This window comes from Streptomyces sp. NPDC031121 (assembly GCF_055570615.1).
Genome location: NZ_JBVIGV010000009.1, coordinates 128,151 through 147,067 on the forward strand (window position 1 = coordinate 128,151; position 18,917 = coordinate 147,067).

At 74.9% G+C, this 18,917-nt stretch carries 14 protein-coding genes; 7 read left to right on the forward strand and 7 right to left on the reverse strand.

From position 1 onward, the window contains the following. The first annotated feature begins 147 nt into the window (after positions 1 to 147). Complete coding sequence (locus ACZ462_RS18390) at positions 148 to 450, forward strand: hypothetical protein (RefSeq protein ID WP_467809109.1); 303 nt, start codon at positions 148 to 150, stop codon at positions 448 to 450. Positions 451 to 547: 97 nt separating this feature from the next. Here ACZ462_RS18390 and ACZ462_RS18395 read toward each other — a convergent pair whose 3' ends face one another. Continuing rightward, a complete protein-coding gene (locus ACZ462_RS18395; RefSeq protein ID WP_467809107.1) occupies positions 548 to 1,507 on the reverse strand; it encodes an MASE1 domain-containing protein in 960 nt (319 codons plus the stop codon). 45 nt (positions 1,508 to 1,552) lie between these two features. Next, a complete protein-coding gene (locus ACZ462_RS18400) occupies positions 1,553 to 2,386 on the reverse strand; it encodes a PP2C family protein-serine/threonine phosphatase (protein WP_467809105.1) in 834 nt (277 codons plus the stop codon). Positions 2,387 to 2,621: 235 nt separating this feature from the next. On the opposite strand from ACZ462_RS18400, the gene ACZ462_RS18405 reads away from it, so the two are divergent. Then, positions 2,622 to 3,539: a MurR/RpiR family transcriptional regulator gene (locus ACZ462_RS18405; protein WP_467809104.1), complete on the forward strand. Its 918-nt coding sequence runs from the start codon at positions 2,622 to 2,624 to the stop codon at positions 3,537 to 3,539. Between the two features lie 322 nt (positions 3,540 to 3,861). After that, the gene (locus ACZ462_RS18410; RefSeq protein ID WP_467809102.1) at positions 3,862 to 4,233 is read left to right on the forward strand and encodes a hypothetical protein; all 372 of its coding nucleotides are present in this window, start codon (positions 3,862 to 3,864) and stop codon (positions 4,231 to 4,233) included. Here the strand turns inward: ACZ462_RS18410 and ACZ462_RS18415 are convergent. Genes ACZ462_RS18415 through ACZ462_RS18425 form a run of 3 tightly spaced genes read right to left on the reverse strand, consistent with a single transcriptional unit; the run spans position 4,220 to position 10,648 of the window. Continuing rightward, a complete protein-coding gene (locus ACZ462_RS18415; RefSeq protein WP_467809101.1) occupies positions 4,220 to 5,311 on the reverse strand; it encodes a trypsin-like serine peptidase in 1,092 nt (363 codons plus the stop codon). The two genes, ACZ462_RS18410 and ACZ462_RS18415, sit on opposite strands and share 14 nt — an antisense overlap. 1 nt (position 5,312) lies before the next feature. After that, entirely contained in the window at positions 5,313 to 9,008 is a 3,696-nt protein-coding gene (locus tag ACZ462_RS18420; RefSeq protein WP_467809100.1) for a trypsin-like peptidase domain-containing protein, read from the reverse strand. Further along, on the reverse strand, positions 9,008 to 10,648 hold the full coding sequence (locus ACZ462_RS18425; protein ID WP_467809098.1) for a hypothetical protein: 1,641 nt from the start codon (positions 10,646 to 10,648) through the stop codon (positions 9,008 to 9,010). Before ACZ462_RS18425 ends, ACZ462_RS18420 begins: the two co-directional genes overlap by 1 nt. Positions 10,649 to 11,061: 413 nt before the next feature. Between ACZ462_RS18425 and ACZ462_RS18430 the strand changes: the two genes are divergently transcribed. The 4 genes from ACZ462_RS18430 to ACZ462_RS18445 all read left to right on the forward strand — a co-directional run bounded on the left by ACZ462_RS18430 (position 11,062) and on the right by ACZ462_RS18445 (position 13,930). After that, the gene (locus ACZ462_RS18430) at positions 11,062 to 11,865 is read left to right on the forward strand and encodes a caspase family protein (RefSeq protein ID WP_467809097.1); all 804 of its coding nucleotides are present in this window, start codon (positions 11,062 to 11,064) and stop codon (positions 11,863 to 11,865) included. A 214-nt stretch (positions 11,866 to 12,079) separates the two neighbouring features. Further along, complete coding sequence (locus ACZ462_RS18435; protein WP_467809096.1) at positions 12,080 to 12,271, forward strand: DUF5302 domain-containing protein; 192 nt, start codon at positions 12,080 to 12,082, stop codon at positions 12,269 to 12,271. Between the two features lie 129 nt (positions 12,272 to 12,400). Further along, on the forward strand, positions 12,401 to 12,811 hold the full coding sequence (locus ACZ462_RS18440; RefSeq protein ID WP_467809095.1) for a rodlin: 411 nt from the start codon (positions 12,401 to 12,403) through the stop codon (positions 12,809 to 12,811). Positions 12,812 to 13,015: 204 nt separating this feature from the next. Next, the gene (locus ACZ462_RS18445) at positions 13,016 to 13,930 is read left to right on the forward strand and encodes a glycoside hydrolase family 19 protein (protein ID WP_467809123.1); all 915 of its coding nucleotides are present in this window, start codon (positions 13,016 to 13,018) and stop codon (positions 13,928 to 13,930) included. Positions 13,931 to 13,990: 60 nt separating this feature from the next. Here ACZ462_RS18445 and ACZ462_RS18450 read toward each other — a convergent pair whose 3' ends face one another. Both ACZ462_RS18450 and ACZ462_RS18455 read right to left on the reverse strand, forming a co-directional pair. After that, on the reverse strand, positions 13,991 to 16,756 hold the full coding sequence (locus ACZ462_RS18450; RefSeq protein ID WP_467809094.1) for a helix-turn-helix transcriptional regulator: 2,766 nt from the start codon (positions 16,754 to 16,756) through the stop codon (positions 13,991 to 13,993). Positions 16,757 to 16,969: 213 nt separating this feature from the next. Continuing rightward, on the reverse strand, positions 16,970 to 18,760 hold the full coding sequence (locus tag ACZ462_RS18455) for a S8 family peptidase (protein ID WP_467809122.1): 1,791 nt from the start codon (positions 18,758 to 18,760) through the stop codon (positions 16,970 to 16,972). Between the last annotated feature and the right edge of the window lie 157 nt (positions 18,761 to 18,917).

The window sequence follows — 18,917 nt, forward strand, 5'->3', positions numbered from 1 at the left end:
CACACTGGTTCGTTGATGCGGTATGCCCCGCGGCGGCCGATTCCGCACCGGCCGGTCCAGCGCCGTATGCTGATCAAGAACGCTCCATCCGGAGCGGTTCGCGATCCATGTCGACTGCCCGATCGGGCACTTACGGGGAGAAGCACTGTGAAGCACGACGCGCTGCGCCGCGCGGCGTTGGCAACCGCGACGGCCGGCCTCCTGCTCGGCGCGGTGGCCACGGCCGCCCCGGCCTCCGCCGCCGGCAACTACGGCTGCACCGGCTGGAAGCAGAAGGTCAACACCTGGAGCGCCGTCTGCACCGTCAGGAGCGGACAGGCCCGGTCCGTCACCGAGTGCAGCAACGGCAAGACCGTCTACGGCAAGTGGGTGGGCCGTGGGAAGTGGAGGTTCGGCGGCGACTGCGGCCAGTACTTCATCGTCGCCCAGGACACGCAGGGCCGCGGCTAGCAGCCGCAGGGCGACGGGGGCCTGCCGAATGCCGGCGGGCCCCCGGTCCGCGTCCCGGGGCCGCGGGACGGGCCCAGCCGGTCGCCGTCGGCCGCCGTCAGTCGTCGGTCCCGTTCCGCCGCGGGGCCAGGCGTTCCACGACCTCGGAGAGATCCTCGCACACCTGCTCGATCCGCAGGCGGATGTTGTTCTGCTCGGTCACCAGGGCGGACAGCAGCAGCACGGTCAGGGCCGCGGAGCCGTTGAGCGCCTGGAGGTTGACCATGATCTCGAACAGGGTGTGGTCGGCGAAGGGGCCCGCCTGGTCGATCGCCGCGGAGATCGCGATGACGGAGACCAGCAGGGCGCACGGCGCGCCGCCGACGTGCTGGAAGCGGACGCCGGCCCAGATCAGCAGCGGGAAGACGAGGAAGAGCACCGACAGGGAGCTGCGGCAGGCCACGGTGGTGACGAGGCCGCAGGTGACGACCAGGGCCAGCGCCTCGGCCGCGCGGTAGGCGTCCGCCGGCAGGGTGACGTGCGGGAGGACCAGCAGCACCGGTGCGACCAGGAGGACGCCCATCGCGTCGCCGGCCCACCAGGCGGCCCACACCGGCCAGAACTCCGACGGCGGCAGGTCGCCGGTGGCGACGAGCATCGCGCAGCCGATGGTCGCGCTGATCAGCATGGCCGGCAGGCCCGCCAGGAAAACGAGGGCCAGGGCGTCCCGCAGGCGGTCCATCTGTGTGCGGAACCCGGCCCGGCGCAGCAGAAGGTACGCGCACACGGGCGCGAGGGTGTTGCCGAGGAGGAGCCCCGCGTCCCCGGGTTCGAAGGAGGCGAGGTGCTCGATGTTCAGGTATGCGCCGAGCGTGATCCCCGGCCAGGCGCGCAGGCCGAACCACAGCAGGGCGGCGAGGGCGATGCCGGTGGGCGGCCACAGCGGGGTGACCATGGCGCCGTCGACGACGATGCTCAGCAGGAGCCCGGCCTGTCCGGTTGCGTAGTAGGCGACCGCGACCGCGAGGATCCGGAGGACGTCGGCGGCGAGGGCTCGCCATTCCACGGTACGCACCACAGCATCAGACAACAGGCGGCGCCCCGGGGCCGGGCGTGACACGCGCTACTCGGCGCCCCGTCCGCCTCCGTCGTGGCTGATGACGAGGACGGCGGCGTCGTCGGCGTGGCCGGTGGAGTCGGCGACCTGCATGACCTCGGCGGCCAGTTCGGCGGGGTCGGCGCCCGCCGCCTCGCGGACGACGCGGAGGACGCGTTCGAGGCCGACGTCGATGGGGAAGGCGGGTCCTTCGACGACGCCGTCGGTCAGCAGGACGATGGAGCCGGCCCGGTCCAGCCGGCGGCGGGTGACGGCGTATCCGGCGCCGGGCAGCATGCCGAGGGGGACGCCGCCCTCGTCCTCGGCCATGCCGTGGCGGCCGTCGACGGTGGCCCATATCGCGGGTACGTGGCCGGCGCGGGCCGTCTCCAGCTCCCAGGTCTGCGGGTCGAAGCGGAGCAGGGTGCAGGTGGCGAAGAGCTCGGGCCCCGTCGAGAGCAGCACGTCGTTGGTCCTGCCGAGGACCTCGCCCGGGTCGTCGACGACGGAGGCGACGGCGCGCAGGCCTATGCGGACCTGCCCCATGAAGGCGGCGGCCTCCACGTCGTGGCCCTGGACGTCGCCGATGGAGAACGCGAGGGCGCCGTCGGGCAGCCGGAATCCGTCGTACCAGTCGCCTCCGATGTCGAGGCCGTGCCGGGCGGGCGAGTAGCGGGCGGCGGTGCGCAGGCCGGGGACGGACGGCAGGGAGCCCGGGAGCATCTCGCGCTGGAGGGCCTCGGCGAGCTCGACGCGGGCCTGCTGGTTCTCTGCGCCGGCGCGGGCGCGGGCGGTGAGCCGTCCGAGGGTGCTCAGCAGGTCGTCCGCGCTCTGCGACCGGGGGCCGCGGCGCGGGATCACGGACTGCTCCCGGCTGCATCCATACGTCGCTCGTCCCTGCTCTCGGTTCTCGCGGCGTGCTGCGCCCCAGACCGTGCCCATCATATTTGCAGGTCTGCGCGGGCCGCGACAGGTCCGGTGCCGTACGGTTCCCCGACGGCCGTCTCGCAGGCCGGAGCGGGGGCGGAGCGCCCGGGGGCGACCACAGGGCGTGAGCTATGTTGGAAGACGAGTGACATGAGAGGGAGGCACACCGGTGTCATCCGGGCAGCAGGCACGCGCCCAGGCGGCTGCGATCACGCCGAGCGGGCAGGCGCCCGACCAGGAGAGGGCCCCGGGTGACCGGGTCCGCGCCCTGTTCGACGGCCGCCGCCTCTCGCCCGGCCAGCGGCGTATCGCGCAGTACCTCATCGACCACCTCACCGAGGCGGCGTTCCTGTCGATCACCGAGCTCGCGGAGCGGGTGGGGGTCAGCCAGCCGTCGGTGACGCGCTTCGCGACGGCGCTCGGGTTCAGCGGCTATCCGGCGCTGCGGGACGTCCTGCAGCCGATGGCGCTGAGCGCGGTGGCGGGCTCCCCGGAGGCGCGGGAGCAGTACCGGCGCAACGAGCTCCAGGCGGCTGTGGACGCGGAGATCGAGAACCTGGAGAACGTGCGGCGGCTGCTCGCGGACACCAACCAGGTGCTGGACATCGGGCGGGAGCTGGCCCGCTCGGTGCCGCTGACGGTACTGGGCCTGCGGATCTCGGTGTCGCTGGCCGAGTACTTCGCGTACGCGGCGCGGCGCATCCACCCCGACGTGCGGCTGGTGACCCGGGGCGGCAGCGTCGCGTACGACGCGCTGCTCCAGTCGCGGGAGGCGGGCGGGACGTGGGCGCTGGCGTTCGCCATGCCGCGGCACGCCAAGGAGACGCTGTCGGCGCTGCGGGCGGCCCGGCACGCGGGGCTGAAGATCGCGCTGATCACCGACCACACGCTGGGCCCGCTGGTGGACGAGGCGGACGTGGCGCTGACCGCGGGGACCGGGGCGCGGCTGGTGTTCGACTCGTACGCGGCGCCGGGCATGCTGTCGGCGGCGCTGCTCCAGGCGATGGCCGATGCGGATCCGGAGCGGACGCAGGCGCGGCTCGAAGGGTACGAGCAGGTCGCCGACCAGCACGGATTCTTCCTCTAGAGACCGGTTTGACCTGGAGTGGCCTGCGGATTTTCATGCCGTCGAGGCGCATGTAATTTTTCATTCTCTTGTTTACTCGACGGTATATATGTTTACTGAGCAGCGCGCCGGATCCGTCAGACGCGCCAAGGAGGGCGACCCCTAACGCCCTCCCGGAACGGATACCCGGGCCGGACGACTCCTCCTCACGTCCTGCCCGGGTGCCGGTCCCGGCAGCGGGTCCATCCAGAGCGCTTGTGGCGGCCCCCGGTCAACCCCTGGGCCGGGGCCGCCGCCCACCGACGTCTCGATCACAGTTCGACACCCTTCGGAAGCGACGAGAATGCGCCAGACGCTCTCCCCCGCCCTCAGCCCCGACTGGCCCTGCCAGGTCAAGGCTCCGGGCACCCAGGACTGGGAACGCACGGCCATGCGCTGGCTCCGGGACCTGCTCCCGGCCCGCTACGGCAGCTACTCCACGCTGACCCGCAGCGCCGTCCTCCTCGCCCGGCACGCCCAGCTCCAGCTCCAGCACGAGATGCGGACCGTCCGCGTCGCCCTGGAGACCAGCCGGGCCGAGCTGCCGGCGCTCGGCGTCGGCGAGGCCGTCATCGAGAACTCGATCCGCATGTACGCCGTCGAACTCCAGCAGCTCGGCCGGCTGTCGCGGGCCGTCCGACTCGTCGGCGACGCCCTGCGCGTCACACCCAGTTGATCCCGGCCCGGGCGAGCAGCGGGTCGTCGACCAGCTCCCACAGCGGGACCGCGTAGTTCCCGAAGCCGTAGCGGCCTCCGTAGTGCAGGCCGAGGACGCGGTGGTCGGCGAGGTCGAAGACCGGGGAGCCGCTGTTGCCGCCGAGGGTGGAGCAGTCGTGCCGGACGGTGAGCCGGTCCGGTGCCAGGCCCGTCGTCGTCCCCGGCTGGAGCCGTTTGACGTTGTAGACGTCCATGAAGATGCGGCGCATCGCCTCGGGCTCGTTGCGGCGGCCGTCCTCCGCCGGGTAGCCGACCACGTACACGGGCCGGCCGGGAACGTCGCCGGGCGGGTCGGCGGCCACCGCGAGCGGCGTCGCCGGGGCCCGGCCGTCCGCGGCGGTGTCCACGCGCAGCAGGGCCAGGTCGACCTCCGGGTGGACGCCGACCACCTCCGTGACGGCGAACTCCAGCGACGGGTCCCCGGGCGCGGTGTCCAGTTCCTCGGCCAGGTCCAGCCGGGCTGACATCCCCGGCCGGAACGTCCAGACGCCGCCGTCGCCGTCGCCGTCACGGCCGGCGCTGAACTCGACGGCCACGTGGCGGTTGGTCATCACCACGCCGGGAGCGACGAGGAACGCCGTGCCGACCCAGGCCAGCCGAGGATGGCCCTCGACGTCGACGCGGCCCACCCGGGCGATCGACTCGCGGATCGCGGCCCGGTGCCCGTCAAGGACCGCCCAGTCCCCCTGCTGGGAGGGGAAGTCCCGGCCCTGCACCAGGATCGCGGGCCGGCCCTCCAGCAGGACGATGGCCTCCACGCCGAAGTACTCGTCCTCGTCGACCTCGTCCGCGCGCCCCTCGGCGAGCTTCTCCAGCCCGCGGGCGCCCGCCGCCAGCACACGCGCCCGCTCCTGCACGGCGCAGGCGGCGATCTCCCGGGCGGCGGCCCCGGCCTGCGCGAGCCCCTCCGCCCCGGCAGGGAGCGGCGCGGACTCGGGTACCTCCGCCTCCAGGCCCCGGCGTACGCGCGCGGCGACTTCCCGCAGGTCCCCGAAGACCTGCTCGGGCCCGGTGGCCACCGGTGATCGGGCCGTCATCTCAGACCACCTCCGCGGGGTGCCGTCCGCCGAGCAGCGCCTGGGCGTCCGCGATCTCCCGGTGGACGGCGGGGCTGTGCTCGGCGAGGTGCTGCATGATCGTGCTCATCTGGGTGCCGACGTTCACGAACGCGGTCGTCTTGCCCTGGTAGACGACGTCCTCGACGCGCCGGGTGCCGCGGTGCAGGGCGACGACCGTCCAGTCGTCGGTCAGGACGGGCGATCCCGAGGACCCGCCGCGGGTGTCGGTGAAGTAGCGGACGTCCTTCGCGTCCGCCTCGTAGACCAGGTTGTTGCGCAGGGCGACGCGCTTCGGCTCGCCGCCGGGGTGCTGGATGATGTTGACGGGGACGGGCTCCTGCGGGGTCACCGCCAGCGGGGCGGCCGCGATCCGCAGGGGGTCGCGCGGCGGCCCGTCCGCCAGGCGGAGGACCGCGTAGTCGAGGTCCTCGTCCCAGGCGAGCAGCTCCTCCACGGCCGCCTCGCCGGCCGGCGTCGCGCCCGCGGCGGCGTCGGCGCCGTAGTCGAAGCGGCAGCGGGTGTTCCGCGCCTGGAGGCGGAGGTCGGCGGGGTCGACGGGCGCCCGGTCGGCGGCGGTCCGGGTGCGCGCGTTGACGACGTGGTGGTTGGTGACGAGCAGCCCCGGCGCGATGAGCCAGCCGGTGCCGGCGTGCGGGTAGCCGCCCTGCCCGAGCGGGGCGCCCGCCTGGTACGGGGTCACCTTGAGCCTGGCCACCGCGCGGCCGGCGGCCTCGCCGGCGAGGAGGAACTCGAAGGGGACCGTGTCGTCGCGGAAGACGATCTCCTCCTTGGTCTCGCCGGCGGGCGGGGCGGGCACGTCTGGCTCGCCCGCGGCGTCGCGCGCCACCCGGTCCAGGGCGCTCTGGAACACCGCGAGCGGTCCGGCCTCCGCCGTCTGGGCGACGGCGTTGCGCAGCCAGATCTCCAGCGGGACCGAGCCGTCCACGAGGCGCTCCACCCGGTTCATCGCCTCCAGGTCGGACTGGACCTGCGCGCCGGGGGCGGCCAGGACGGGCAGGACGCCCCGGTACCGGGGCATGATGCCGGCGAGCAGGAGGGGCCGCATCGACGGGTCGGCCAGCCCGGTCTCCAGTGCGGTGTCCTTGAGGCGGAGGACGTCCTCACGCGCCAGGTAGGTGTCGTTCATACGCTCCAGGCCCGGTCGGGGCCGTTCCTTTCCGGTCTCGGCCGGGTCCGCGGGGGCCTCCGGCCGGGCGGGTCCGGGGGCGGCCGCGCCCATGGCGGCCGCCACACCGGAGACGAGGTCGCCGTGGTCGTCCCGCAGGACGAGCAGGCGGCGGGCGAGTTCGTCGAGGGTGCCGCGGCGGCGGGCCTCCCGCAGCATCCCGGCCGTACCGGTGCGGGCGGGGGCGGGGGTGGCCGCTTCCGGCGGAGGGACCCCGGGCCCTGGGGGCTCCTGCTCCTGCGGCTCGGCCCGCACGGCCCCGGCCGGCCCGCCGGGTTCCACGGGCCCACCGGGCGCCCCGTTATCCGGCGGCGGCTCCGGTGCCGTGCCGGCGGCGTCGGCGAGGACCCGGGCCAGGGCCTCCCCGAGCCGGGGCTGCTTGGCGACGGCCTGGCGGATCGACTCCGCGAGCTGCTCCAGGGCCGCGTCGTCGGCCTCGGGCAGGCCCAGCACCTTGAGGGTGTGGTCCAGCGCGGCCGGGTCCCGCCCGGAGACTTCCGCGGCGACGGCCCGTACGAGGGAGGGCTGCTGCGCCATCGCCTCGTCGGGCAGCCGCCGCAGCCGCTCGGCGAGCCTGATCCCGGCCTCCGGCCCGGCGTCGGTCGCGGCGGCGAGCCGGGAGCGGGCCAGCAGCGCTCCCATGGCGTCGAAGTCGCGGCCCAGGCCGGTCGCGATGTCCTCGGCCTCCGCGAGCGCCCGCTCGGCGGCCGCCGGGTCGCCGTCCTCCTCCGCGAGCCGGGCCTCGAGCAGCAGCAGGTCCAGCTCCGCGTCGGCGTCGCCCGCCTCCTCGGCCCGGTCGACCGCCCTGTCCGCCTCGGCCCTGGCCTCCGCACGCCGGCCGAGCCGGGCCAGCGTCTCGACGAGCAGCGGGTCGAGCGCGCTTCCGGGCGTCCACGGCCGGCGTTCCGCGAGCCGTGCCTCGGCCTCGCGGAGGTAGCCCTGCGCGAGCAGGTCCTCGACCTCGCGGGCGGTGATCCGCTCCCAGTCCTCCTGGTCGGCGTCGTGCAGCGGCAGCCCGGCGGTGTGCCCGCCGAGGCGGCCGTCGAGGAAGGCCGCCGACCGGGGCGCCATGTCCTCGGCGGCGCCGCCGAGGTGGCGTTCGACACCGGGCTCCCAGCGCTCCTCCACCGTGCGGGGGCTCTCGTTCAGGCGCAGCCGGTGGTAGATCTCCTCGGCGCGGTCCTCCACGCCCGGCAGGGCGGCGTAGAAGTCCACGGCCCGCCGGGCGACGCCGCGCATGAGGGCGGTGCCGGCGGTGTCGGACAGGCGCAGCATGATGGCGCGCAGGTCGGACCGGTGGCGGATCCGGCCGGGCCCGGCGGGCTCCATGAGGTCGAGCCGGGCCAGCAGGCCGAACAGGGTCCGGGCCTCCTCGGCCGTGTCGACGCGCAGTCCGCACGGCTCGGCGAGGACGTCCCCGACCAGCTCCGGGGTGATCTTGCGCAGGGCCAGTCCGCCCTGGGCAAGGGCCCGTACGGAGGGGTTGGCGATATGGCGCAGGATCCGGTCGTAGAGGACGCCCTGGACGAGCATCTGGTCCACCTTGCGCAGGACCTGGCGGCGCCGGGGCAGGCTCTCCACCAGCTCGCCCAGCGCGCCCGCCCCGTCCCCGACGATCATCGCCGCACGGGCGGCGAGCTTCAGGCTGAGCGGGTGGCCGCCGACGCGCTCGGCGAGGGCGCGGGCAACGGCCTCGTCCTCGATGCCGCGGCTGCGCAGGAGGGCGACGGCCGCGTCCGGGGCGAGTTCGCCGAGTTCGATGGCGAGGGGGTCGACCACGCGGGCGGGGTGGCCCACGGGGGCGCGGCCGGCGACGATCATCCGCAGCCGCGGGTAGACCTCCTGCAGCACCGACCACATGGCCCACAGCCGGCCGAGCGCGGGGTTGGCCCGGTACTGGGCCGCTTCGAAGGAGTCGACGGCGACGACCAGCGGCGGGGCCGCGGCGGCCGCCGGGTCCTGCGCGCCGGGGGGCGCGGCGCCGACGGCCAGGGCGACGAGTTCGGCGACCTGCCGGACGAGCTCCGTCTCGCGGGTGCGGGCGGTGGTGTGGAACCGCCCCGCTGCGGTGCGCCCCAGGCTCGACCGGGTCGAGGAGAGCCCGTACAGCTCGTCGATGGCGCCCTGCTCCTCGCGCTGGGTGCGGGCGGTCTCCTCGCAAGCCCCTGCGAGGGCGTCGAAGGCGGAGCGGTGGCCGGGGTACTGGACGCCGAGCTGTCGGGCCATCTCGCCGATGAGCGTGGCCGGTTCGTGGACGGACAGGGTGGGCCGCGCGAAGTCCACGTAGGCGAAGGGGAAGGGGAAGGGGGCGGTGATGTCGTCGGGCAGGCAGTCGAGGAGGAACTTCGCCAGGAGGGTGCTCTTGCCCATGCCGCCGAGCCCGTGGATCAGCAGCGGGGGCCGTTCGACCGGGCCCGCGCCGTCGTCGAGGACGTACGCGTGCAGCCGGGACAGCTCGGCGGTGCGGCCGCAGAAGGCCTGCTGCTCCATCACTCCTCCAACAGGCGGCGCAGCGGCTGGAGGAGGCGCACCCGCTCCAGCAGGCTCTGGAGCTGCGCCGGGTCGGGGATTCCGGCGGCGCCCGGGACGCGGGACAGCCACAGCACGGCCTGGTGGGCGGCGGCGAGGGCGTCCGCGTCGAGCCGCCGGGCGTCCGGGGGCCGCCCGCTGAGGTAGGCGAGGGCGATGCGCTCGGGTGTCGGGCCGGCCTGCACCTGGGCGAGGTTGGCCTCCAGGCAGCGCCGGGCGGCGGCCGGCCCGGAAAGGTCGGCGAGGGCCGCCTCCCGGACCTCGTCGCGCAGGGTCCACACGGGCGGGCTCGTGGCGAGCGTCGCGCAGTCGTCGACGAGTTCCCGCTGGGCGCGGCCGGAGGGTTCGCGTTCGCCGGGCAGGCGCAGGGTGTCCGGCTCGAAGCGGACGAGCAGGCAGGCGGCCCGCCGGTAGGCGCGGCGGTCTTCGGAGGGGGCCGCCGGCTCCAGGGCGGCCGGGGCGCCGAGCTCGCGGTGCAGGAGGCCGGCGTAGTCGGCGCCGGGTGCCAGGGACCGCCAGGTGCCGACGGCGGTCTCGGCGGCCGTGCACAGCCGGCGCATGGGGCTGTCGCCCGAGGCGGGCGCCTGCGCCGCCTCCCACACCGCCGCCGCGGAGGCCGCGGCCAGGCGGACGGCTTCCGCCGGGGGTACGGGGGCCTGGGTGAAGAACGTGCGGAAGAAGTCGTCCACGTCGTCGCGGCCGAGGACGCGGGCCGTGTCCCGGCACACGTTCTTGCGGGTGTCGTACGGCAGCTGCGGCATGGTCGGCGTGTAGCCGAGCAGGACCAGCCGGGGCGCGGCCCCCTCGGGGGCGGGCCCGTGATCGTACAGGGCCTGGGCGAGCTGGCCGATGGCGTCGAAGGCGTCGGAGGTCGGGTCGAGCCGGTCGCACTCGTCGAGGACGATCCAGAAGGCCTCGGGGGCGGCGGTGGCGCGGGCGGCGATCCGCTGGACGGCCCATTCGTGCGCGGACAGTGGATCGTTCAACGGTGCGGGGTTCAACTGCGGCGGGTCGGCCTCCGGGTCGACCCTGGCGGCGATCTGCCGGATCATCTGGGCGGCGGTGGTCGTGCGGGTGAGCGTCACGCGGACGGGGCGGAAGCCGCAGTGCTGGCCGAGGTAGCGGATGAGGCTGTAGCTGTAGGAGCGGCCGCTGTCGGGCTCGCCGTCGACGACGAGGACGGTCTTCTCGGGGTCGGCGAGGAATTCCCGCAGCCGCTCGCGCAGCTGCGCGCGGTCGATGAACACCTCGGCGCCGTTGCGCAGCACGCACGCGTGGAAGTGGTCCTGGTCGGAGACGTGCACGCGTTCGTCGTCCGCGAGCCGGGTGCGGAGGTCGCGGACCTGGGGCTCGAACCGGCTGGTGAGTTCGTCGAGGCCGAGCAGGACGTCGAGGAGGTAGAGCTGGGCGGTGATGCTGTGCCGTACGGCCCGGACGAGGCCGGCGGCGTTCTCCCCGGCCTTGGCGGTGAGGCTGAGCGATCCGATGAACGCGTTCGGGTAGCCGGCCTGCCGGAGGCGGTCGTGGGGGTCGGGGGTGTCCAGGAGGTAGTCCCGCACCCAGGCGGTGACCACGCCCCATTCCGTGTCGGTGAGCGGCATTGCGCACCTGCCCGTCCGCCCGCGGGGGCGGCCGACGAATCACTGGTGATATCTGTCATGTTTTCACCCGCTTCAACCGGGTGCAAGGCCGGGGAGCGGAAGCGGCCCGCAACCGGGCCGGTTCCGGACCGGAGAAGTCGCCCTGAAGCGGCCCGAGGGGCGGCAGGGGGCCGGTTGGTCGCAGCCGTTGCTCCTTCCGCACGCCCGCCGGCCGGACTCACACGGCCGCGTCCGGTCGGGACATCGGCTGCGGTGGCGGCCTCGGCCGGTCCTTCGTTCGGCCGCCCGCCCCTCCCCGGGCGGCCGCCGTGCCCTATCGGGCGGCACCGGCCGCCGCCGGGTTCGCGAGGCGCCGGGCCGAGGAAGCCATCCCCGAGGTGTACCGAACCGCCCCGCTCCCCGAGGAGGACCCCGTGCCCGTAGGACTCTCCGTCCACGTAGGACTCAACAGCGTCGACCCCGCCGCGTACGGCGGGTGGGACGGCCGGCTGCTGGCGTGCGAGAACGACGCCCGCGACATGGCGGCGGTGGCTCGCGCCGCCGGCTTCGAGCCGACGGTGCTGCTCACCCCCGAGGGCACCGTGGACCGCGTCACGGCCGAGCTGCGCGAGGCCGCAGGGCGGCTGGAGGACGGCGACATCCTGCTGTTCACCTACTCCGGCCACGGCGGCCAGGTCCCGGACGAGGAGGGGGACGAGCCGGACGCCCTCGACGAGACCCTCGTGTTCTTCGACCGCCAGTTCCTCGACGACGAGCTGCGCCGGGAGTTCCGCCGCTTCTCCCCCGGCGTGCGCATCTTCTGCCTGCTGGACTGCTGCCACAGCGGGACGGCCACCGAGGCCGCGTCGCAGCCCGGGGCGGACGGGGACGCGGCGGTCCGCGTCATGCCGGTCGTGCGCCAGCAGCAGCTCTTCGAGCGGGACCGGGACTTCTACCAGGAACTCCAGCGCGAACTGCGCAAGAACGGGGCGGGCGGCGGGCCCGGCACGCTGCTGATCTCGGCCTGCCAGGACGACCAGTTCGCCCTTGACGGCCGGGTGAACGGCGCGTTCACCGAGGCGCTGCTGCGCGTGTGGGACGCGGGCGCCTTCTCCGGCGGCTACCAGGACTTCCACCGGGCCATCCGGGAGCGGCTGCCGCGCACCCAGGTGCCCAACCTGCACACCACGGGCAGCCCGTCTCCGGATTTCCTCGGCCAGAAGCCGTTCACCGTCTGATCCGCCCGTGCGGCAGTGACTTCCGGGGCCGCCCGTCGTTGGACACGGCGGTCAAGCGAAGTGCACCCGTGACGTCCCGGGCCCCGAAGGGGTCCGGGACTTTGCGTTGGCCGCCCGGCGCCGGCGCGCCGGACCACCCGCCGCGGTAGGAAGTCGCTGGTCCGGGCCGGGCGGGGCTGACAGACTGGCGGCTTCGTACACCGGAGGAGGACACATGGCACAGGAGTCGGACGCGCCGCAGGACGAGTCGCCCGCCGAGGAGGCCAAGCGCAGGTTCCGCGAGGCCCTGGAGCGCAACGCGCGCACCGCGCGGGCCCAGCAGGCCCACCAGAGTCGGACGAAGATCCAGGGCACCAGCTCCGGGGCCGGCGGCGGGCAGAAGCGGACCCGCCGCAAGGCGGGCTGACCGCCCCGCCCGGTCGCGCGCTGGGCCACATGGGTGACAGGCGATAACCCCCGGCGGGAAAGGCAGTTGACCAGTTCGTCCCGCCGGGGACCACCATCCATGCGACAGCGCGACAGAAGGATCCTCCACATGCTCAAGAAGCTCATGGCCACGACCGCCGCCACCGCAGCCGTGCTGGGCGCCGGCGCCGCGGTCGCCTCCCCGGCGATGGCGATCGGCAACGACAACGGCGTCAACACCGTCAACGGCAACGACTCGGCGCAGATCTACGGCAACCAGGAGACCAAGGGCGAGATGAGCCCGCAGATGGGCGTGGTCCAGGGCTCGCTGAACAAGCTGTGCGTCGGCCTGCCCGCCAAGGTCAACACCCAGACGCTGGCCGGCGCCTCCGTCATCGGCCTCCAGGACGTCAACCTCCTGTCCAACCCGATGAACCAGCAGTGCGCCGAGAACTCCACCCAGGCCAAGGGCGACGAGTCCCTCTCCCACATCCTGGACGACATCCCGGTCCTGTCCGGCAACGCCTCCGTCGGCAGCTGAGCCGCCGGCGCGGCAGCCAGGGCCCGTACGCGCATCCCGCGTACGGGCCCTGCCCGTTGCCGTACGAGGGGGCTCCGACGCGGCCCCACCACCCCGCCCGCTTGGTCTAGACCTTGACAGGTCCATACCAGTTCGCTTGGCTGGGGGCAGTGCCGCCCCACCGGCAATTCCCCCCATCCAAGGAGAAGTTGCGTGATACGTCCGCTGCGCCGCCGCGCCCTCGCCCTCGCCGCCGCCGCGGCCGCCGCCCTCGGACTCGCCGCGGCCCTGCCCGCCGCCCCGGCCGCCGCCGCGCCCCCCTGCGCCGCTGCCTGGACCTCCTCCGCCGTCTACACCGGAGACACGACCGCCTCGCACAACGGCCGCAACTGGCAGGCCAAGTGGTGGACCCAGGGCGAGACGCCCGGCACCACCGGCCAGTGGGGCGTCTGGTCCGACCAGGGGTCCTGCGGCACCGGCGGCGGAACGGACCCCGACCCGGACCCGGGCACCGACCCGTCCGGGTTCGTCGTCACCGAGGACCAGTTCCACCGCATGTTCCCGAACCGGAACCCCTTCTACACCTACCGCGGCCTCGTGGCAGCCCTGGCGGCCTACCCCGGGTTCGCCAACACGGGGGACGACACCACCAAGCGCCGGGAGGCCGCCGCCTTCCTCGCCAACGTCTCGCACGAGACCGGCGGGCTCGTCCACATCGTCGAGCAGAACACCGCCAACTACCCGCACTACTGCGACGCCACCCGGCCCTACGGCTGCCCCGCCGGCCAGGCCGCCTACTACGGCCGCGGGCCCATCCAGCTCAGCTGGAACTTCAACTACAAGGCCGCCGGCGACGCCCTCGGCCTCAACCTGCTGGGCGACCCGTACCTGGTCGAGCGGGACCCGGCCGTCGCCATGAAGACCGCCCTGTGGTACTGGAACACCCAGAACGGCCCCGGCACCATGACCGCGCACGCCGCGATGACCAACGGCTCCGGCTTCGGCGAGACGATCCGCTCCATCAACGGCGCCCTGGAGTGCAACGGCGGCAACCCCGCCCAGGTCCAGAGCCGCATAGACGCCTACCGGAACTTCACCGCGATGCTGGGCACCACCCCGGGTCCCAACCTCACCTGCTGACGGGCCCGCGCCCGGCCGGCCCGCCCCGCCCGTCAGGGGCCCCCGCGGCGCTACCCGCGCTCAGGGGGCCCTCAGCGCCATCGCCAGCTGCGCCCGCGAACGCACCTCCAGCTTCTGGTAGATCCTGGTCAGCCGCGCCTCGACCGTCTTGACGCTGACGAACAGCCGGGCCGCCGCCTCCTGGTTGCTCGCCCCCTGCGCCACCAGCAGCGCAAGCCGGGCCTCCGCCTCCGTCAGCGCGGCCAGCGCCACGGCCGGACCCGCCTCGGCCGGCACCGGCTCCGGCCCCTCGGCCGCCAGCTGCGCCCACGGCCGCGCCCCCGCCTGCTCGAACACCGCCGCGGCCGCCTGCAGCGCGGCCCGGGCCGGGGCCCGCCGGCGCCGCCGCCGCTCCGCCCGGGCCAGCGCGAGCAGCGTCCGGCCTCGCTCCACCGGGAGGTGGAACGCCTGGAAGCCGGCGGCCGTCCGCGTCAGCAGCTCCACGGCCGCATCGCCCTCGCCCAGCACGGACAGGGCCGAACCGCGCGCCCGGTCCAGCGCCGCGACGACCGTCGACCGCCCCAGCGACCGCGCGACCTCGCCGACCTCGTCGATCAGCTCCACCGCCTCCTCGGGCGCGTCAGCGGCGACGAGCGCCTCCGCCAGCTCCCCGTGCCAGCGCAGGATCGAGGGGTCCACCACCTGCTGGGCAGCCTCCAGGCCGGCGACCCGGCGCAGCGTCGCCACCGCCTTCGCCGCCTCGCCCGTGGCCAGTTCGACGAGGCCGAGCGCGTACAGGCTCCGCGACAGGAAGACCTGGTCCCGCTCCTCCTCCGAGGCCTGGATGCCGCGGCGCGCGTACCCGGCGGCGCGCGCGAAGCTTCCGCCCGCCACCTCCGCCATCGCGGCCACGTACCAGGCGGGCCCGGGTGAGAGGCCCGCCTCGATGGTCAGCTCCAGGGCCCGCCGGGCGTGGTCGGAGGCGGTCGCGCAGCGGCCGCGCCGCAGCTCCACCTCGGTCAGGCTGCGCAGCACCTCGAAGACGTCCTCGGCGGAGCCGGTGCGGCGGACCGCGGGCAGCAGCGCGAGCAGGTCGCGGCGTGCGTCGGCGAGCCGGTCGTCGAACAGGGCGTGCCGGACCGCCAGATACCGGGGGGCGTTGCGCATGCCGAGGGGGACCTCGGGGGCGGGCAGGGCGAGCGCCTCGGCGAGGATGTCCTCGGCGTCCGGGTCGCCGAGGATGCGGCCCATGCGGGCCCGGACGGTGAGCGCCATGGCCTCGGCGACCTGGTCCCCGCCGCGGGCGGCGAGCCGTCCGGCCGCGGCGGCCTCGTCCCGGGCGCGTACGGGGTCGCCGTCGCTCAGGTTGTGCTTCCAGGCGACGCGCAGGCGGACGGCGGCCTGGAGGGCGGGGTCGCCCTCGGCGTCGTCCATGGCGTACGCGAAGGTCTCGTCGAGGGTGCCGAGGGCCTGTCCGGCGGCGTCGATGACGGCGAGGCGGGCCCGGACCCGGTCGGAGCGCGAGGCGTCGCGGGCGAGGACGGCCCGGGTGGCGCGGCGGGCGAGGTCGGCCCGGCCGGCCCAGCCCGCGTCCTCGGCGGCGGCGACGAGCCGGGCCAGTTCCTCGCCGGGCCGGTCGCCCGGGGTCCGTTCGGCGGCGAGCAGTCCGAGTTCGGCGGCCAGCGCGCGCTGTCCGCGGCGGCGGCAGTCGGCGGCGGCCCGGGTGATCTCGGCGGCGAGCCATTCGTCGGGGGTGTCCACGGCGAGGGCCCGGTGGCGTACGGCCTGGACGGGGTCGTCGACGGCGGCGGCGAGCGCGGCGTGCCCGGCGGCGCGCTCCGGCCAGCCGGCGTCGGCGGCGAGGGCCATGGGGAGGGCGCCGGCGGTGAAGGAGACGGTGCCGTCCTCGCCGACGGTGACGAGTGCGGCCCGTTCGGCTTCGGCGAGTTCGGCTTCGGCGTCGGGGCGGCCGGCGCGGCGCAGCAGCGCGGTGGTGGGCCGGGCCGCGAGGGCGGCGAGGAGCAGGGTGCGCCGGGTGCGGGCCGGGGCCTCGGCGAGGAGGCGCCGGGCGACCTCGCGGGCCTGGCCGGACAGGGGCAGGGTGTCGGCGTGGTGGGCGACGCCGTCGCGGGAGCCGGCGGCTTCGGCGAGGGAGTGGCCGAGGGCGAGCGCGAGGCGCGGGTTGCCGCCGCTGGCCTGGTGGACCCGGCCGGCGAGGCGGGCGGGCAGGCCGTGCCGGACGAGGAGTTCGGCCACCTCGTCGGCGCCGAGCGGCGGGATGCGTATCGCAGGGGTGCCGGGGCCGCACAGGGGTCCGGCCACGGGCACGCCGCCCTGGACGCATTCGGCCACCAGGACGCGCACCCGGGGCGGGGTCAGCCGCAGGGCGAATCGGAGCAGATCGGTGCTTTCCGGATCCAGCCATTGGGCGTTGTCGACGACGAGCAGGACGGGGCTGCGAGCGGCCAGGGAGCGCAGCACCTCGACGACGGCGAGGCGCAGGGCGACGTGGTCGCGGCCGGCGCGCGGGGTGTCGGTCTCACGGCGCAGGTGGGCGATGGCGGTGCGCTGCGGCCCGGAGAGGGTTTCGAGCGCGGCGCAGGGGACCGAGGCGAGCAGCGCGGCGGCCGACGCCTCGGGGATCCACCGGTCGGCGGCTTCGGGGGCGAGGCGGAGCACGGTGTCCTGCCTGGCCTCGGCCGCTGCCGCGATGGCGCCGGCGAGCTCGGTCTTGCCCGCGCCGGCGGGTGCGGTGAGCAGGGCGCGCCCGTGCTCGGCGAGCGCCTGCTCGACCGCCTTGATCAGTTCACCGTGTCCTACGGTCGCGTTGGCGCGCCCCGCTGCCACGCACAGCCACCAGCCTTTCGGTCCCCACTCTGTGCCTTTCCTGTGAGGAGCGAGAATACGAGGTCGCGGGCCGGGTGGAGGCGAAGTGTGACGCACAATTCAGTCACGGCCGGGAAAGCCTCGCGGGCCTGCCGGTACGAGGGTGTCGGCAGGCCCGCGGGTGTCATCGGGTGGTGCGTGCGCCGGCTGCCGGGGCGGCCGGGCGGGGGTGCCTCAGAAGGCGAGGTTCCAGGTGTCGAGGTAGCCGGTGTCGCCGCCGGCGTTGTCGTTGATCCGGAGCTTCCAGGTGCCGTTGGCGACCTCGGAGGAGGCGTTCACGGTGTACGTCTGGTTGATGTTGTCGGCGCTGCCGCCGGCGCGGTTGTGCAGGGTGTAGACCGAGCCGTCCGGGGCCACCAGGTCGACCTTGAGGTCGCCGATGTAGGTGTGCTTGATGTCGACGCCCACCTTGAGGGTGGCCGGGGCGTTGCCCGCGACACCGGTGACGGTGATCGGGCTCTCGGCGGTCGAGTTGTCGAAGATGTTCACGTTCATGGTGTTCTCGAAGCCCGGGGCGGGGGTGGTCGAGGTCACCGCGTTGAGCGTGGCGGCCGCGTCGGCGAGGCCGGTGCCGCAGCCGCCGGTGCAGGTGCCGGCGAGCGGGCGGGTGTTGGTCTTGATGGCCGCCTCGATCTGGGCCGGGGTCAGCCCGGGCTTGGCGGCGACCATGAGCGCGGCGAGGCCGGCGACGTGCGGGGCGGCCATGCTGGTGCCCTGGTACGGCTTGTAGTTCTCCGAGCCGGGGGTGGTGAGGCCGGTGTTCAGCGTGGAGAGGATGGCGTTCTCGGGGGTGGTGACGGTGCCGGGCGTGTCGGTGGCGCGGCGGGTCTCACCGCCCGGGGCGGCGACGTCGATGCTGGCGCCGTAGTTGGAGTAGTACGAGCGGTCGCCGGCGCGGTTGCTGGCGGCGACGGTGATGACGTTGCTGCAGCTGGCCGGGGAGAAGCCGGAGGCGTCGGCGTTGCTGTTGCCGGCGGCCACGACGACGGTGGTGCCGCGGGCGACGGCCGCGTTGATGGCGTTCTGGTAGGTGGTGGAGCAGGTGCCGGAGCCGCCGAGGCTCATGTTGATGACCTTGGCGGGGGTGGCGTTGGCGGGGATGCCGGCGACGGTGCCGCCGGAGGCCCAGGTGATGGCGTCGACGATGTCGGAGGTGGCGCCGCCGCACTTGCCGAGGACGCGGACGGGCTGGATCTTCGCGTTGTACGCGATGCCCGCGATGCCCTTGGCGTTGTTGGCAGCCGCGCCGATGGTGCCGGCGACGTGGGTGCCGTGCCAGGAGGAGTCGCTCGCCTTGGAGCCGGTGCCGCACTCGCCGGCCGCGCTCCAGTCGCCCTGGTCGGCCGGGTTGCTGTCGCGGCCGTTGCCGTCGCGGGCGGCGGTGGAGCTGCTGATGAAGTCGTAGCCGGGGACGATGTTCGCGGCGAGGTCGGAGTGGGCGACGTAGCCGGTGTCGAGGACGGCGACGGTGACGCCGGTGCCGGTGGCCTTGTCCCAGGCTGCCGGAACGTTCATGCCGGCGGTGGGCTCGAAGAGGTCCCACTGCTTGGCGTACTCGGTGTCGTTCGGGGCGGCCATCGCGTAGGCGCGGGTGTCCGGCTCGACGTAGGCGACGTCCGGGTCGGAGCGGAACTGGGCCATCAGGTCGGCCGCGTCCTTGGGGGCGGTCGCTCCGCCGAGGCTGACGAGGGCGGCGCCGGTGCCGAGGCGGCGGTCGAAGGCGGCCTTCTTGCCGGCCTTCTTGCCCTTCGCGGCGGCGTCGTTCGCGGCGGCGCTGTCGGAACCGGCCTCGGCGGCGTTCGACTTGTAGCCGACGATCAGGTTCTCGACCGGGGCGGCGGCCGGGGCGGCGGGGGCGCCGGGGGCCGGGATGGTCGAGGCGGCGGCCCGGGCGGCCGGAGCGGGCTCGGCCCCGGACAGGGCCACGGAGGCGGTGGCGGAGCCGGCCAGCAGGGTGGCGGACATCGCCGCCACGGATATCAGCCTGCGTCGCGTTGCGTGCACGGTCTTCCCTTTCGCGGGCCGGTCCCGGGCAGGCCGGAGCGACCCCGGTTGGGGCGGTGTGGGAGGTGGTTGACGATCTTACGGGGCCGGGCGGACTGGTCAGTTTCCGGCCCGGCCA